The organism is Mycolicibacterium peregrinum (genome assembly GCF_001665625.1).
In the GTDB taxonomy this organism is placed as follows: Bacteria; Actinomycetota; Actinomycetes; order Mycobacteriales; family Mycobacteriaceae; genus Mycobacterium; species Mycobacterium peregrinum_B.
The window spans coordinates 18802-33732 of the sequence record NZ_LZSY01000080.1 but is presented as its reverse complement, the minus strand read 5'-3'; the positions used below and the strand labels follow the sequence as shown (position 1 = coordinate 33732).

Genomic DNA, 14931 nt, shown 5'->3' with positions numbered 1-14931 from the left:
TCCCATGTGGGAGTGGTTTGAACGCTATTGGAGCTCAGTCGGCCTGGGTGCAGCGACCGTCCTGCTCCTGCTGTTGTTCTTCACCGACACGTTCCGTGACCGTGTAGGTGTTTCGCGGTGGCGGGATCCGGTGTGGCTGGCGTGGCTGATGGTGGTGGCTTACCTGCTGCACAACTTCGAGGAATACGGCATCGACGCCAAAGGCCGCGCTTTCCACTTCCCGGTCACCGCATGTGCCCAATACGGTTTCGACTCCGTGGATGGTTGCCCACTGGTGCCGTCGTTCTTTGTCGCGGTCAATATTCCGTTCATCTGGGTTGTGCTGCCGATCGCCGCGCTGTGGTGCCGCCGCAACCCGGCGGTCGGGCTGACCGGGGTCGGTCTGTTGTTCACCAACGCACTGAGCCACATCGGCGGCATGTTCACCCCGATGGGTTACTCACCGGGAACATTGACCGCCACAGTGATTTTCATTCCGTTGTCGGTGTGGGTGTTCGTCATCTTCTTCGGTAAGAACAAGCTGCTGGCCTACCCGGTCCTGGCCGCTATCCTGATCGCCTCAATCCTGGCCCAGGCGATTCTGCTGGCGCTACTGCTCGGACTGTCACACGGCACCGTCTCGCTGCCGGCAGCGATCGTCATCCAAGCCATCGACCCGGTGCTGCTGTTGCTGTTGCCGTGGTTGGCCGGCCGCAAATGGCCTCCGCGACCCGCGACCGCACCCGCTGCGGCATGACCACACCACGACAGGGGACCACATGACCGGACACCGCCTGTCCGCGATCCACATCGAGGGCCTGGTCAAGAAATTCGGGGCGTTCACCGCCCTGGACGGATTGAGTCTCACCGTCTCCCAAGGGGAGGTCCATGGCTTTCTTGGCCCGAACGGGGCCGGGAAGTCCACGACCATCCGCGTGCTGTTGGGCCTATTGCGCCGCAACGCCGGCACGCTATCGCTGCTCGGTGGGGATCCGTGGCGTGACGTCGTCGAACTTCACCGCCGGCTGGCGTATGTGCCCGGCGATGTGGTGTTGTGGCCCAGTTTGTCTGGCGGAGAGGCCATCGACCTGCTCGGCAACCTGCGTGGCGGGCTGAACGAGGCTCGCCGCGCGGAGTTGATCGAGCGGTTCGAACTCGACCCCACCAAACGCGGCCGGCAGTACTCCAAAGGCAACCGCCAGAAAGTCGCCATCATCGCCGCGCTGTCCTCTGATGTGGAGCTGCTCATCCTCGATGAACCCACCTCGGGATTGGATCCGTTGATGGAGGCCGTCTTTCAGCAGGAGATCGCCAACGATAAAGCCCGTGGGCGCACCGTGTTGCTGTCGAGTCACATCATGAGTGAGGTCGAAGCGCTGGCCGACCGAGTCAGCATCATCCGTTCCGGCCGGGTGGTGCAGACCGGATCCCTCGACGAGTTGCGCGGGCAGACCCGCGCCACCATCACCGCCACCCTGGGTAGGCCGCCGCGGGATCTGCGGGAACTGCGCGGTATCCGCTACCCCCGACTGGACGGCAACCGCTTCACCGCCACGGTCGACAACGGCCAGATCAACGCTGCGATGGCTGACCTCGTGCGCTACGACATGACCAACCTGACCGTGACCCCGCCCTCGCTGGAAGACCTGTTCCTGCAGCAGTACACCACCACCGGACAGCCATGACTATGAGTGCAGTCACCGGGGCTCGGACGCTGCTGCCGGTCACCGCCAGGACCAACGCCCGCAGTATTGCCCCCTGGATCCTCGGTGTCACCGCCCTGTCGGCTTCGTCAATCCTGGCCTACCGGTTGGTGTTTCCCGACCTGGCCGACCGCCAACAACTCGCCGGTGCGCTCGGGGCCAACCCGGCGCTGTCGCTGATCTTCGGACCCGCCCGTGACCTGCTCACCAACGACGGGTTCAACGCGTGGCGCTCCGGCGCGTTGGGCACGTTTTTCACCGCACTGATGGCGATCCTCACCGTGGTGGCGACCAGCCGCGCCGATGAGGACTCCGGGCAAGCTGAACTGCTGGCCTCCGGGGTGATGGGCCGCCAAGCCCGGCTGGCTGTCTCGGTTGCCCTGCCCAGCCTCGCCTCATTCGCGGTCGGAGTCGTGTGCTTTGTGGTGACCATCGCCGTCGGCGGCGCGGTGGTGCCCTCCCTGTTGTTGGCGGCCACGTTCACCGCGTCGGGGTTGATGTTCACCGGTGTCGCCGCCGTCGCGGTGCAGCTGGGCTCCGAGGCCCGCTCGGCCAGCAGCATCGCCATCGCCGTCCTGGGGATCTGCTTCGTGCTGCGTGGATTCATCGACACTATCGACGCCCCCGACTGGGCGTCCTGGGCCACCCCGTTCGGCTGGCTCGAACACGTCCGGCCCGCCACCGACAACAATCCCTGGCCCTTGTTGCTCGCGCTGGCGTTGGCACTCGTACTAATCGGTGTCGGGTTCGCGCTGGACGCCCGCCGAGACTACGGGGCCGGCATCATCGCGGGACGGCCCGGACCCGCCCGCGGAGGCACCGTCGCCAACGTCTGGGGTCTGGCGATACGCCTCAATCGCGGCTCGCTGATCACCTGGCTGATCGCGTTCGCCGGGCTGGGGGTCATCTTCGGCTACCTGGCCACCTCCATCACCGACCTGCTCGCCACCAACACCTCCCTGACCGGTGTGCTGGCCGCCGGAGGAGGTGACGCCTCGAACCTAACGTTCGCGTTCCTGGTGACCCTGCTGCAGATGATCGGGCTGATCGCCGCGATTGCCGGCGTCCAGATCGTCAACCGGATCATTATCGAGGAGAACAACTTCCGCGTCGAACCTCTGCTCGCCGGGGCGCTGCGTCGGCCGACCTACCTGGCCTCCAACCTCGTCATCGCCTACCTGACACCCGCGGTCTGCCTGCTCATCGCCGCCAGCGTCATAGGCCTGGTCGCCGCCAGCACCGGTATCGCCTTCGGCGACGTGCTCGCCCAAGCAGCCGTCACCATTCCGGCGGTGTGGACGCTGATCGCCGTAGGCGCGGCTGCCGTCGGTGCCCGGCCCGCGATACGGCTGGCCGGCTGGGGAGCCATCATTGCCGCCTTCGGCCTGACCATCCTCGGTCCCACCTTCAAACTGCCCGAATGGGCGCTGTCGATCAGCCCGCTACACCACGTCCCCAACATCACCGCATCCCCGCACTGGACCAGCCTGGCGATAGTCGCCGTGGTGTTCGGCCTACTGACCGTCGTTGCCTTCGCCGGATTTCGTAGACGCGACATCGCCTGAACAGACTGGCACCGAACGTAACCCGAACGGAGGGCACCATGCCACTGCCACGACCACTGCGCGTCCTGCCGCGCTACCTCAACCCCGTCCTGCGGCCGGTCGCCGGATACCTGCCACCCCTGGCAGTACTGCATCACACAGGGCGGAAAAGCGGAAACCCCTACGCCAGCCCGGTCCAGGCCTACCCCGTCCCCGGCGGGTACATCGCCGCCTACGCCTACAGCGACAGCCCTCAATGGGCGCAGAATCTCTTGACGGTCGGCCACGGACAGATGGCTCGTGCGGGCAAGCGATATACGATCGCCAACCCACGACACCTCGGTGACGAAGGTTTAGAGCAGTTACCCAAGCCCGTAGCCGCAATGATGCGCGGGATGGGGGTGCGCGGCTTCCTCCAGTTCGATACCACTGTGCAGCAATAACTCTCGAATCCCAACGATCAGGAGGTCAGAAGTGAGGCTTGAAGGCAAGGTTGCATTGGTCACCGGCGCTACCGGCGGTATGGGCGGCGCGTCGGCCCGCCTGTTCGCCAAGGAAGGCGCAGCTGTTCTGGTGGCCGCGCGTCACCAAGAACTAGCCGACCCGATCGTGCAGGAGATCACCGACGCCGGCGGCAAGGCAGCGTTTGTGTCCCTGGACATTACCGCGCACGAACAGTGGGAGGCAGCAGTCCAGCAGGCCAAGGATCAGTTCGGTGGATTGCACATCCTGATGAATGTCGTCGGAAGCAACGATCTCGTCATGCTCCCCGACGTCGACCTCGATGCCTGGAACAAGGTTTTCGAAATCAACGTCACCGCCACCATGGTCGGCATGAAGACCTGCGCACCGCTGATCCGCGACTCCGGTGGCGGCTCGATCGTCAATATCGGTTCCGTCGGCGGACTTTCAGGAACCTTCTCCACTGCCTACTCCTCATCCAAGTGGGCATTGGAAGGTCTGTCCCGCTCAGCGGCCTACATCTACGCAGACTGGGGCATCCGCTGCAACGTCATACAACCCGGATTCATCAAAACCAAGATGACAGCCCCCATGCAATCCAACCCCGCGCTCAAGGCCGTGGTCGACCAGCAGATGAACGACACCGTGCTGCTGCGCCGCATGGGCGAACCAGAAGAAATCGCCAACACAGCGCTGTTTCTTGCCAGCGACGAATCTTCCTACATCACGGGCACCGACATCGTCGTGGACGGCGGATGGTTCTCCGCCGCCGCCTATCTCACCAACGAACGACGCAACCACATGCTCGACATGATGCAGCAAGCCAAAAAATAGTGCCTAAGAACTTTTCAAGCCGAATTCGATAGCCGGGTCGGAAACTGCGCATCCAGCAAACGAGACACCGGTCGGGCATTCATGCCATCTTCGTTGCATCGCAGTGGCGACGGGACCGCTCAATCACCTCCGCCGGACTGTTCTCGGGATCTCACCGCACCGTCGTTCAGCGAGGAATACGGCGGAATCGAATACGGAGGGTTACCAGTAAAAGTCTTCGTTTTCGTTTGATGAATCAGCCCTGGCCCAGCATCCTGCCCGGTCTCGCTATATCTGGCGGTCTTCTCAAAAATCTGGCGGACGAAGGGCCGGTGAATTGACCTCATACGACTGGGCAACCGGGTACCTCGCAGGTCTGATCGCGGTCAGTATCGCCGTGCTCGTACTCGAAGTGGAAGCACACGTAGTGCATCCGCTCGAACACCGCGGCGAAGTGCGCGCTGGCGGATAGTTCTCCGCATGCGCGGCACACTTGAGCAGGAGCGAGCAGCGCTTCAAGTGCTTCATCCACCACGCGATCGATGTCGGCGGCCGTGCACTCAGCCTCATGAACATCGCCACCCGCCGTCCGGCGGACAACATGGCGCGAACCGTCCACGTGAACTACCACCGAAGCGGTGAACGGGAACGTGTCTCCGGGCACAGTGAACAGCAGGTCGTGCTTCGACGTACGACAGTAAACGTGCTGCCCCCAGCGCTCGCGTGCTGCGACAAGTGTTGTCGCATTGCTCAGGGCAGCAGGAATACCGAGGCGGTTCCTCAAAAAGTCGAGGCTCTCGACCCACGAGGGATATGTGAACTGCACGCCTCGATCGTGCCTCAGGCAGGACTCCTTGACGAGCGACTTCTAGTGGTTGATGCCAGCAGGTCGCCTACTTCTACGCGGACTTCCACTCCACACGGCTGCGTGAACCGCAACGGCGCCTCGCCGCCCCGCCCATCGTGATTCATCGCCTACACCCCCGGGAATACGGCGGAATCGAATATGACGGGTTACCAGTAAAGTCCTACATCTTAATCGGATGAATCAACTCCCGCCTGATCCACTCCGGCGGCTCAGCACCACCGCTACCCGGGCACATTAGGCCGAAAGTCGTTGTTCTGCCGCGTTTGTGGGCCAGCTTGACCTCGCAGCTCCCGAGTGGCGCGTCCTGCTCGACGCCGGACCGAGCGCGGCACTCCACCGCTGCAGGAATACGACAGGATCGAATGCGCGACGCTTCCGTTCGCGCCGTAAGCTCACGGCGTGCACAACGTGACCCTGGCCAGCGCCGCGTCAACGGCGGCGCTGACGGTGGGGCTGGCGGCCTATGCAGCGTTGATCTTCGCCGGCATCGCGGTGGCGATCTACGACGCACGCCGGCACCGCCGAGGCAGGGCGATTGCTGCCGCGGTGATGGTCGGCGTGCTGACTCTGGTTGGGCTGGTTATCGCGATCGTCAGCAGTGTCGCGTGAACCTTCATAATGCGGCAACCTTCCCCTACGACGCGCCGATCCGGCGAGCTGCCCCAGTGACCGTCACTGCTTTCCACGAAGCGATTCACCCGTCTGTCGCGATATGCGCATTCGTCACGGACTGAGGCTGTAGTTCCTGCAGACCCAACCGGGCAGTCAGCAATTATCTCGTGCCGCAGAGGGATACAAGATCTGGTCCGGCCGCTGGCCAGCAGTCTGCGCCTCTCCCCTGTCGCATTCCTGCTGCCTGTAGCGAGAAGTAAGGCGGAATCGAATATGGGCGGGTTACCCGTAAACTACGCCGTTTTCATCAGATGAATCACTGACTGGCCTCTTGTCGGCCGCCGCTCCTCGCGTCGCTTTCGGCTGCGTTGCAAGACTCTCCGCCCGCCGTCCCGGTGTTGCAGTCTCATTGTCGGCTGCAATGCCACCTGCACCCAATCGTGCCGATCGGCACTTTAGTCGAATGCCATGTGGTGCAGCACAACATAAGTCGTGCCACCCTCAACTTGTGGGACGAGTACCAGAATATTGCGCCCTCCCACGTCTTGACCGCACCACCCGTAATCGTTGTCGTTGATGGTGATGCCCGCGTACTTCAAAATGTCACTGTCGGTATCAGACATGGACGGCACATAGTCGAGATCCATCTACTCCGGCAGCGTCGCACTGAAACCGTTGTCGGACCTAGTTGAGTTCGGCAGATTGTTCAGCGGTGATGAGTTCAGGACGGCCGCTGACATCGTCCGGGACGAGGCTGCGAGGTTCGGCGCTACCGGTGACTCTTCGTTGTTCAACGATGATTCGCGGCGTGACATCGACATACGTGGTGCCGGCTACGAGTTCAACGTGCGCCAGTCAAAGGCCGCTATCGTGAACATCACCGGTGACTGCTTCCTCAAGCAGCGCGTCATCGAACTTCCCCCGGTCAACTCCCGCCGCCACCGCCCATTGTGCCGTCACAATCCTCGTCGACCCCATGATTCGGACTTCTCTCCAGGACACAACGGCAAACTCGGTGGACGTCCAGGCGAAAGCCGTTTCCCGGGCGACAACCCCTACGATGTGAAGAGTTCGTGGAGATGCTGATCGATTGCGGCGAGGGCCTCCCCTGGATTGATGACCTCCAGGTCGAGAACGGGTGTCAGGCCGGTCAATGCAAGGATGCGGTCGGTCTCGGTGTTCACGTCGCGATGACAGTCGATCTCCCCATCCGTAATCGCTTGCGCGATGATCACTTTGACCTGTTCCCGTCCCTGGCGTAGACCCTCGCGCGTGTGATCGCGAATCGTGTTGTCGTGCAGTGCTTCGAGGACGTAAGCGGCATTCATTCGGCTCGTCGCGCGCGCATCGTCATGCAGCGGCAGCATTTCGGTGAGTATCAACCGCAGGACGTCTCGCGGATGCGGCACCGCGCCGAGCGCCTCCAGACCACGCGCCACTCGCTGAGCAGTCTGTTCGGCAGCGAAGTCCATCGCGAAAGAAAGCAACTCCTGACGACTCGCGAAGTAATGCTGGAGTTGGCCGTGTGACATCTCGGCCTCCGCCGCCACCTCACGCAGACTCAGACGCAGAACCCCGCGTTGATCCACTACCCGCCACAGGGCGCGAGCGATGGTTTCGCGGCGTTCTCGGTGGTCGACCTGTTTCGGCAACGCACACCCCCTTTTCGTTATTACCATACACCTGACATAATACAACCGACTTGGAAAGGGACGGTACGAATGACCAGTCAGCCAAGGAAAGTCGAACCACTCACCGAGGACCGCGACCGGTCGAGCCGGGCGGAGGTTGGCGGCGCGCCGCACGCCCTCCCCGGCGAGTGCACCCGTTTCGAGTTGGGGAGCGCGCGATGACCGCATTCACCGACCCCGAGCTGGCGGCAGCATATTTCGCGGCCTACGACGCGGTGATGGCCAATTGGCCGGTGCCGGCCGAGACGGTAGATCTTCCGGGACGTTACGGAACGACTCGGGTCACCTCCGCGGGCCCGACCGCAGCGCCGTCGCTGGTACTGCTCCACGGATACAGCGGCACGTCCGGAATGTGGTATCCGGTAGTCGGTTCACTGGCCGAGGAGCACCACGTGCGGGCCGTAGACACCATGGGCGAACCGGGCCGCAGCCGACACACCGGTGCCGCCTTGACCAGCATGGACGATCTGGTGGACTGGCTGGCGGAAACTTTCGATCTGCTCGAGCTGCCCGCCGCCGACCTGTGCGGCCAGTCCCTAGGTGGTCACCTCGCGCTCCGGTTCGCGCTCGCCCATCCCGAACGGGTGCGGCGGCTGGTCCTGCTCGATCCACCCTTGGTCTTCGTCGGGCTCAGCCCCGAGTTCGAGGAGCTGGGCCGAAACCGCGACCCGCACCCGACTTTCGAGGATGCTCGCGCGATGCTGGCACCGGGCGCCTCCGGCAGCGGACCGGCGCATCTGGAGGCCTACCTCGACCTGCTCGCTCACGGAGCCGCGCACTTCCCGGCCTCGCCGATCGTTCATCCCCACCTGCCGGACGGGCTGACGCACCTGCCGGTCCCGACCCTCGTCGCACTGGCCGGGGCGAGTCAGGTGCACGATTCGGAGGCAGCAGCGGAAGCCGCGCGGCGTGCCGGAGCGCACACGGTGATTCTCCCCGGCGCGGGACACGGTCTCTTGGCCGACGTCGAACCCGTCCGCAGCCTTGTCCTCGAACACCTCCGGCGGAGGGACTGGCCGACCTGCCACCGCGACAGTGGACCCACCTTATGAGGGCGATCGCTGGTGGCGCGGCCGCCGGCACCGGCAGTCGCTGCAATTCTTGTTGTTGACGACGTTCCTGCGGTTTGTGTGGGCGATGTCCGCCATGGCCGTCGTGGTAACTGCGCCGAACCTGCGTAGGTGCATCTCTTCACTGGGTGAAATATGGCGAAATCGAATATGGCGGGTCACGCGGCATACACCGTATACCGCAATCGTTATCCCGTTGTCCCCTAGCTCATTTCGCTGGAATCACCGGTCGCTCGTGTTTCGACCCAGCAGGTCGCGTTCCAGGAAATCTCGGAAGATTCGCGCGAGATTCGTCGCGATTGGGTCGGAGCAATCACCGAGTCGGTTTCCGAGTTGGAAGGCCTCATTGACAACGGCCCGACGTGGCAGCTCAGCACGGACCTCGTCGCCGAATTCCGTCTGTACTTGTTCCCTGATCGACTGGTCGATGCCGTTTCTACGGTCGAAACCGGATAAAACTACACCACACCACCTGAGTGGATGTGTTCGTTGGATACGCTCAACTCTGTCACGGGCCTCGCGGGCTTTGCGCACCGCATCAAGGGTCGGAGTGATCGGCGCGTACGCAACGTCACCTAGATGCATTGCCAGGGCTTCCAGAGAGCCAGTGCGGCCGCCAGTGTCGATCAGGACAACCTCATAACGACCAAAGATGCCGGCAGCGTCAAAGATGGCCCGCAACAATCCGGTGTCCGATACGCCGAAGCCCGCAACACGGCCCAAGGAAGCACCTGCAGGCAGCAAATCGATGCCGGGCCATCTAGTTTCAATGATCTCCTCATCGATTCGCTTCGCACCTTTGTCGGGATTCCCCCAAAAACTGATATCGGCATCCTCGAGCACCGAACCCAAGCCGGTCGAATGCTGCGACACTCCAAAGTGATTAGACAGATTTCGCTCTGGGTCTGCGTCGACCAACAACGCGGAGATCCCGGCCCGCGAGGCCTCCCCCGCCAGCATCATCTGCCATAGCGTTTTCGCTGTTCCGCCCTTACCGGAAAGCACCAGCACCGAAACAGCTACCATCGCGAGCCCTTATGCATTGCCTGACTCACCTCGCTGCATTCCTCCATCGTCTTCGCGCTGTTGCCAGACACCATGCGCTCTCAGCCTATATGTCGGACAGAGGACCTCGCGCACGCTGTGTTACACGCCGACGGCTAGGCGGTGGCCTGACCACTCATGGCGGCACAACTACCCGGGGAGCCCCGCCAGGGTGGACACTATGCCGTGGCCCTTTCTGCAACAGTGTTCAAAGTCGAACTTGGCGTCTCCGATGTCGATCACGGTTACTACGCCGATCACACGCTGACGGTGGCCCGCCATCCCAGTGAGACCGATGAGCGGATGGTGGTGCGGTTGTTGGCGTTTGGCCTGCGCGCACACCGACTCAGCGACGTCGACGGTGAGTTGGCGTTCGGGCCGGGCCTGTCCACCCCTGGCGTGCCGGACTTGCGGCTCGCCGACTACACCGGCCGGATCCTGGAGTGGATCAATGTCGGCCAGCCCGACGAACGCGTGTTGGGCAAGGCGGCCGGCCAGGCCGACCAGGTGCTGCTGTTCCCGTTTGCCGCCGGCGTGGCCACCTGGTGGCGCACCGTCGGCCCCAAAGTGGCGGGGCTGGCGAACCTGTCGGTGGTGCAGATTCCGCACGCACCGGTGCAGCAACTAGCCCAGACTGTCGATCGACGGATCTCCGCGCAGGTGATGATGATCGAAGGTCAGGTGACGATGACCGTAGGCGGAGTCGACGTCACCTTCACGCCCGAGCCATTGCAGTGAGTGTCTGAGCCCGAGGTGCCAGTCGATGGTTCAGGCGCCATGGACGCCGACGCCATCGACAAGCTGACAACCCTCAACGAACGAATCATGCATCACTTGGATACCGGCGACTCCTCGGGCGAAGACGCGCCTTCGTAAACCAACCGTCGCCCCTCGACATCTACTACAGGACGTCGTAGCTTGAGGTGATGAGGGTGGGGATCATCGGTGGCGGTTTCGCGGGATTGGCGGCAGCCATTGCATTTCGGCAAGTCGGTCACGACGTCTCGGTGTTCGAGAAATCCCTTGGACCATCCGTTGCCGGCGGCGCTATCTCCCTCGCCCCGAATGCGCTCACTTGCTTGTCGATCCTCGGCGTTCGAGGACGTGTCGTGACTGAACCGTGGTCACGTATGCCTGCCACCGTGCGCACTTCGGATGGCGCTGTACTCATCCGCCGAACGCTTGCGCAGCTCACCGGTGGAGATCGGTACGCCGCAGTGGCGCGCAGTCAGCTACTCAGCTGGTTGACCGAAAGGCTTCCGCCCGACTGCCTGCACTACTCCAGCATCGTGACAGGGGTGCGTACGGACGGTGTCGTGGTCATCGACGGGAGGGAACGCCGTTTTGATCTGGTCATCGGCGCGGACGGAACACGGGGCATTGTCAGAAAATCGCTCTGGCCGGACGCACCTCCACCGCACTCCACCGGAATCACAGGATGGGCCTGGATCGTCGACCGGCAACTAGATGCCGGTTTCGGACCAATCTGGGGCCGTACAACAGATTTCGGGATCTTGCCCCTCGTCGATGGCCGTACCTACATCTACGGCGGAACCCGGGAAGACGGAACCGAACTGCACGCGTACCGCCACTGGCCGGCACCACTCCCGACGCTTATTGACGCCGCGGATCCCAACCGCATGGTCGCTGTGGAAATTTTCGAAGCCCGACCACCGCGCCAACTCGTACGCGGCAAGGTCGCACTCATCGGCGATGCCGCCCACACGATGCGCCCGACGTTCGGCCAAGGCGCAGCACTGGCCATGGAAGACGCCGTCACTTTAGCCAAGGGTGGCGCCGAGGGCCTGGCCAAACGCCGGGCGCGAATCCTCACGCTGTACACCGCCTCAAAGGCTGGATCGCATTTCGCGACCCCAGGCCTTCACACGGCGGAAACGGTCCGAAATCTGGCTTTACGGCTCACGCCTGACGGTATCTTCGGTCTCATGGCGGGGGCGGTCAGCCACTGGCGGCCAGCGGGAATGGGCATCGGCACGCTGGGCTCGCGCACCAATACCTGAGCTGCGCTACACGTACCCGAGGCGCTACACGCCGCCGCGGCGCAGCATCCGACCCTGCGCGGTCTTGAAGTCAATCTTCTTGCCGCGCAACCAGGTACCTTTCACCACACCGGCCAGTGCCCGTCCGTCGTATGGGCTGATCGGGTTCTTGTGGTGCAGCTTGTGCACGTCGACGACCTGCGCCGAGTCGGGCTCGAAGATCGCGAAGTCGGCGTCGTAGCCAAGCGCGATCTTGCCCTTGTTGTTCAGTCCGGCGAGCGCGGCGGGTTTGGCCGCCATCCACTCGAGCACCTGCGTGAGCTTTATCCCGCGACGCTTGGCCTCGGTCCAGATCAACGACAGGCCGAGCTGCAGTGACGCGACACCGCCCCAGGCAACGCCGAAGTCACCGTTCTCGACGTCCTTCAGGTCGACCGTCGACGGTGAGTGGTCGGAGACGATGCAGTCGATCGTGCCGTCGAGCAGGCCCTGCCACAGCAGCTCACGATTCGACGCCTCACGGATCGGCGGGCAGCACTTGAATGCCGTTGCGCCGTTGGGGATCTCCTCGGCGAGAAGCGTCAAGTAGTGCGGGCACGTCTCGACAGAGATTTTGACGCCGTCACGCTTTGCGGTCGCGAGCATCGGCAGTGCATCCGACGACGACAGGTGCAGGATGTGCGCGCGGGCGCCGGTCCACCGAGCACGCTCGATGACCTCGGCGATCGCCACATTCTCGGCGCCGCGCGGCCGCGACGCGAGGAAGCGTTCGTACCGGTCCCCCTCGGCTGTGGGGGCATGGTCGATGGCGCGAGAGTCCTCGGCGTGCACGATCATCATGGAGTCGAAGTCGGCCAGCACGGCCATGTCCTTCTCCATCTCATCCGCGTCGAGATGCGGGAACTCGTCGACGCCGGAGTGCAGCAGGAAGCATTTGAAGCCGAACACGCCTTCGTCGTGCAGACCGCGCAGATCGTCGGTGTTGCCCGGAATGGCGCCGCCCCAGAAACCGACGTCGATGTGCGTCTTGCCCGATGCCGCCGCACGCTTGGCGTTGAGTGCTTCGACGTTGACCGTCGGCGGGATCGAGTTCAGTGGCATGTCGATCAGCGTGGTCACACCGCCCGCCGCCGCCGCGCGGGTAGCGGAGTCGAACCCCTCCCACTCGGTGCGGCCCGGCTCGTTGACGTGCACGTGCGTATCGACCAGGCCGGGGATCATGACCTGCTCGTCGGTGAGTTCGATGATCTCCGCGCCGGTGAGGCCACTCCCCAGCGGCTCGATCGCGACGACGCGACCGTCGCGGATGCCGATTTCGCGGGCGACGATTCCCGCCGTCGTCAGCGTGCGTTCGCCTCGGACCACCAGGTCGAATTCAGGGTGGTTCAGCGTCTCGGGCGCATCGGTGGTCATCGGCAGCTCTCCATGACTAGCAGCATAATTCCTCATCGTGGAAACAACGCTCCACCCTTCGGGCAACTTTAAGTGTGAGCACAGACACAGTCAATCGCGTCAAAGGCTTGACAGTGGGCGCCTGGATGCGACTTACTTACTAAATTCGTGGAATATTACTTCCACATAATGGAATGTATGCGTCGACGTCGTGCGTCGTCGCACTGACCGTGACAGGCTTATCCATGACCACAGAGTCCACCGGGCTCATCGGCGACTCCAGTCGTACCGATGCGACCCCGTTCGCCGACGTGAGCCCGTTGTTGTACAACGCCGATCTCGCGCCCACCAAGCGCGAAGGTCGACGGTGGGGCGCGTACAACATCTTCACCTTGTGGGCGAACGACGTACACAGCCTGGGGAACTACTCGTTCGCCATCGGTCTGTTCGCCCTCGGCCTGGGTGGGTGGCAGATCCTGCTGGTCCTCGGCCTCGGCGGCGCCTTCCTCTTCCTGCTGCTCAGCCTGTCCGGATTCATGGGAGAAAAGACCGGAGTCCCGTTCCCGGTGATGAGCCGCATCTCGTTCGGCATCCGCGGCGCGCAGATTCCCGCCGTCGTCCGCGGCGCGGTCGCGATCGCCTGGTTCGGCATCCAGACCTACCTCGCGTCGGTGGTGCTGCGCATTCTGATCGTCGCGCTCGCACCGTCGGCCCAGACGCTCGACTCGAACAGCTTCCTGGGGTTGTCGACGCTCGGTTGGATCTCGTTCCTCGGGTTGTGGGTGATCCAGGTGGTCATCGTCAGCTACGGCATGGAGATGATCCGGAAGTACGAGGCGGTCGCCGGTCCGGTCATTCTGATCACGATGGTCGCTCTCGCGGTCTGGATGCTCAGCAGCGCCGACTGGACCATCGCGTGGACCACGCCCGACTCACTGACCGGTGTGGACATGTGGCTGAAGATCGTTGGCGGCGCGAGCCTGTGGGTCGCGATCTACGGCACGTTCGTCCTCAACTTCTGTGACTTCACGCGCAACGCGACGTCGAAGCGGGCCATCGTGAAAGGCAACTTCTGGGGCATCCCGCTCAACATGCTGGTGTTCGGCAGCATCGTCGTCACTCTGGCCGGCGCTCAGTTCCGCATCGACGGACGCATCATCGAATCCCCCGCCGACATCGTCAAGGAAGTGCCGAACACCCTGCTGCTGGTGCTCGCGGGACTCGCGCTGCTGATCCTGACCATCGCGGTGAACCTGATGGCGAACTTCGTCGCCCCGATCTATGCGCTGAACAACCTGTTCCCGAAGCACCTCAACTTCCGTCGCGCAGCACTGATCTCGGCGGTCGTCGGCCTGGTGATCCTGCCCTGGAACCTGTACAACTCCCCCGCCGTCATCAACTACTTCCTCGGCGGCCTCGGCGCCATCCTCGGGCCGCTGTTCGGCATCATCATGGCCGACTACTGGCTGGTGCGTCGTTCCAAGATCAACGTTCCCGCCCTGTTCTCAACCGATGCGCTCGGTGAATACCACTACGCGAAGGGCATCAACGTGCGTGCCGTGCTCGCCCTCATCATCACCGCGGTGGTGGCACTCCTGCTCGCGTTCGTTCCGGCCTTCCGAGTCGTCTCGGAGTTCTCCTGGTTCATCGGCGCAGGACTCGGTGCGATCGTGTACCTGACGGTCGCAGACCGCCGAGGACCGTTCCACGACGTCTCCGGCGAGCCCATCGCCGTGGCGAGCACGCACTAGAC

16 protein-coding genes are annotated in these 14931 nt (G+C 63.3%); 11 read left to right on the top strand and 5 right to left on the bottom strand.

Translation table 11 applies throughout. The features are described from left to right. The first annotated feature begins 4 nt into the window (after positions 1-4). The 5 genes from A5779_RS10175 to A5779_RS10155 are packed head-to-tail and all read left to right on the top strand — an operon-like array spanning position 5 to position 4522. A complete protein-coding gene (locus A5779_RS10175) occupies positions 5-736 on the top strand; it encodes an HXXEE domain-containing protein (RefSeq protein ID WP_044518577.1) in 732 nt (243 codons plus the stop codon). Between the two features lie 22 nt (positions 737-758). Beyond that, complete coding sequence (locus A5779_RS10170; protein ID WP_044518578.1) at positions 759-1664, top strand: ABC transporter ATP-binding protein; 906 nt, start codon at positions 759-761, stop codon at positions 1662-1664. Beyond that, a complete protein-coding gene (locus tag A5779_RS10165) occupies positions 1661-3247 on the top strand; it encodes an ABC transporter permease (RefSeq protein WP_044518579.1) in 1587 nt (528 codons plus the stop codon). The genes A5779_RS10170 and A5779_RS10165 overlap by 4 nt, the downstream gene beginning before the upstream one ends. A gap of 38 nt (positions 3248-3285) precedes the next feature. Next, positions 3286-3669: a nitroreductase family deazaflavin-dependent oxidoreductase gene (locus A5779_RS10160; protein WP_044518581.1), complete on the top strand. Its 384-nt coding sequence runs from the start codon at positions 3286-3288 to the stop codon at positions 3667-3669. Positions 3670-3700: 31 nt separating this feature from the next. Beyond that, positions 3701-4522, top strand: coding sequence for an SDR family NAD(P)-dependent oxidoreductase (locus tag A5779_RS10155; protein WP_044518582.1), 822 nt, complete (start codon positions 3701-3703; stop codon positions 4520-4522). 322 nt (positions 4523-4844) lie between these two features. Here A5779_RS10155 and A5779_RS10150 read toward each other — a convergent pair whose 3' ends face one another. Further along, a complete protein-coding gene (locus A5779_RS10150) occupies positions 4845-5327 on the bottom strand; it encodes a hypothetical protein (RefSeq protein WP_064881424.1) in 483 nt (160 codons plus the stop codon). Between the two features lie 441 nt (positions 5328-5768). Here A5779_RS10150 and A5779_RS10145 point away from each other — a divergent pair, with 441 nt between their 5' ends. Beyond that, positions 5769-5978: a hypothetical protein gene (locus tag A5779_RS10145; protein WP_064881422.1), complete on the top strand. Its 210-nt coding sequence runs from the start codon at positions 5769-5771 to the stop codon at positions 5976-5978. Positions 5979-6436: 458 nt separating this feature from the next. Here A5779_RS10145 and A5779_RS10140 read toward each other — a convergent pair whose 3' ends face one another. After that, on the bottom strand, positions 6437-6628 hold the full coding sequence (locus A5779_RS10140) for a hypothetical protein (RefSeq protein WP_064881420.1): 192 nt from the start codon (positions 6626-6628) through the stop codon (positions 6437-6439). 28 nt (positions 6629-6656) lie between these two features. Here A5779_RS10140 and A5779_RS34960 point away from each other — a divergent pair, with 28 nt between their 5' ends. Then, complete coding sequence (locus tag A5779_RS34960; RefSeq protein WP_413784906.1) at positions 6657-7067, top strand: LppA family lipoprotein; 411 nt, start codon at positions 6657-6659, stop codon at positions 7065-7067. Here A5779_RS34960 and A5779_RS10135 read toward each other — a convergent pair. Continuing rightward, positions 7037-7633 (bottom strand): TetR/AcrR family transcriptional regulator, encoded by a 597-nt coding sequence (locus tag A5779_RS10135; protein ID WP_064881418.1) that lies wholly within the window; start codon positions 7631-7633, stop codon positions 7037-7039. The two genes, A5779_RS34960 and A5779_RS10135, sit on opposite strands and share 31 nt — an antisense overlap. A 197-nt stretch (positions 7634-7830) precedes the next feature. On the opposite strand from A5779_RS10135, the gene A5779_RS10130 reads away from it, so the two are divergent. Continuing rightward, positions 7831-8724 carry an alpha/beta fold hydrolase gene (locus tag A5779_RS10130; protein ID WP_064881415.1) on the top strand — a complete coding sequence of 298 codons (894 nt, stop codon included), beginning with the start codon at positions 7831-7833 and terminating at the stop codon, positions 8722-8724. 240 nt (positions 8725-8964) lie between these two features. On the opposite strand, the gene A5779_RS10125 is transcribed toward A5779_RS10130, so the two are convergent. Continuing rightward, a complete protein-coding gene (locus tag A5779_RS10125) occupies positions 8965-9768 on the bottom strand; it encodes a ParA family protein (RefSeq protein ID WP_064881413.1) in 804 nt (267 codons plus the stop codon). 204 nt (positions 9769-9972) lie between these two features. Here A5779_RS10125 and A5779_RS10120 point away from each other — a divergent pair, with 204 nt between their 5' ends. Together A5779_RS10120 and A5779_RS10115 are read left to right on the top strand one after the other, a co-directional pair. Continuing rightward, entirely contained in the window at positions 9973-10524 is a 552-nt protein-coding gene (locus tag A5779_RS10120; RefSeq protein WP_064881531.1) for a YaeQ family protein, read from the top strand. A gap of 194 nt (positions 10525-10718) precedes the next feature. Beyond that, a complete protein-coding gene (locus tag A5779_RS10115; RefSeq protein ID WP_165609769.1) occupies positions 10719-11807 on the top strand; it encodes an FAD-dependent monooxygenase in 1089 nt (362 codons plus the stop codon). 24 nt (positions 11808-11831) lie between these two features. On the opposite strand, the gene allB is transcribed toward A5779_RS10115, so the two are convergent. Further along, the gene (gene allB, locus A5779_RS10110) at positions 11832-13199 is read right to left on the bottom strand and encodes an allantoinase AllB (RefSeq protein ID WP_064881409.1); all 1368 of its coding nucleotides are present in this window, start codon (positions 13197-13199) and stop codon (positions 11832-11834) included. 224 nt (positions 13200-13423) lie between these two features. Here allB and A5779_RS10105 point away from each other — a divergent pair, with 224 nt between their 5' ends. Beyond that, positions 13424-14929: an NCS1 family nucleobase:cation symporter-1 gene (locus A5779_RS10105; RefSeq protein WP_064881407.1), complete on the top strand. Its 1506-nt coding sequence runs from the start codon at positions 13424-13426 to the stop codon at positions 14927-14929. Positions 14930-14931: the final 2 nt, after the last annotated feature.

Bases quoted from the DNA above. Each gene is read 5' to 3' on its own strand.
- A5779_RS10140 (WP_064881420.1), bottom strand. From the start codon at position 6,628: ATGGATCTCGACTATGTGCCGTCCATGTCTGATACCGACAGTGACATT.
- A5779_RS10165 (WP_044518579.1), top strand. From the start codon at position 1,661: ATGACTATGAGTGCAGTCACCGGGGCTCGGACGCTGCTGCCGGTCACC.
- A5779_RS10105 (WP_064881407.1), top strand. From the start codon at position 13,424: ATGACCACAGAGTCCACCGGGCTCATCGGCGACTCCAGTCGTACCGAT.
- A5779_RS10160 (WP_044518581.1), top strand. From the start codon at position 3,286: ATGCCACTGCCACGACCACTGCGCGTCCTGCCGCGCTACCTCAACCCC.
- A5779_RS10170 (WP_044518578.1), top strand. From the start codon at position 759: ATGACCGGACACCGCCTGTCCGCGATCCACATCGAGGGCCTGGTCAAG.
- A5779_RS10125 (WP_064881413.1), bottom strand. From the start codon at position 9,768: ATGGTAGCTGTTTCGGTGCTGGTGCTTTCCGGTAAGGGCGGAACAGCG.
- allB (WP_064881409.1), bottom strand. From the start codon at position 13,199: ATGACCACCGATGCGCCCGAGACGCTGAACCACCCTGAATTCGACCTG.
- A5779_RS10130 (WP_064881415.1), top strand. From the start codon at position 7,831: ATGACCGCATTCACCGACCCCGAGCTGGCGGCAGCATATTTCGCGGCC.
- A5779_RS10175 (WP_044518577.1), top strand. From the start codon at position 5: ATGTGGGAGTGGTTTGAACGCTATTGGAGCTCAGTCGGCCTGGGTGCA.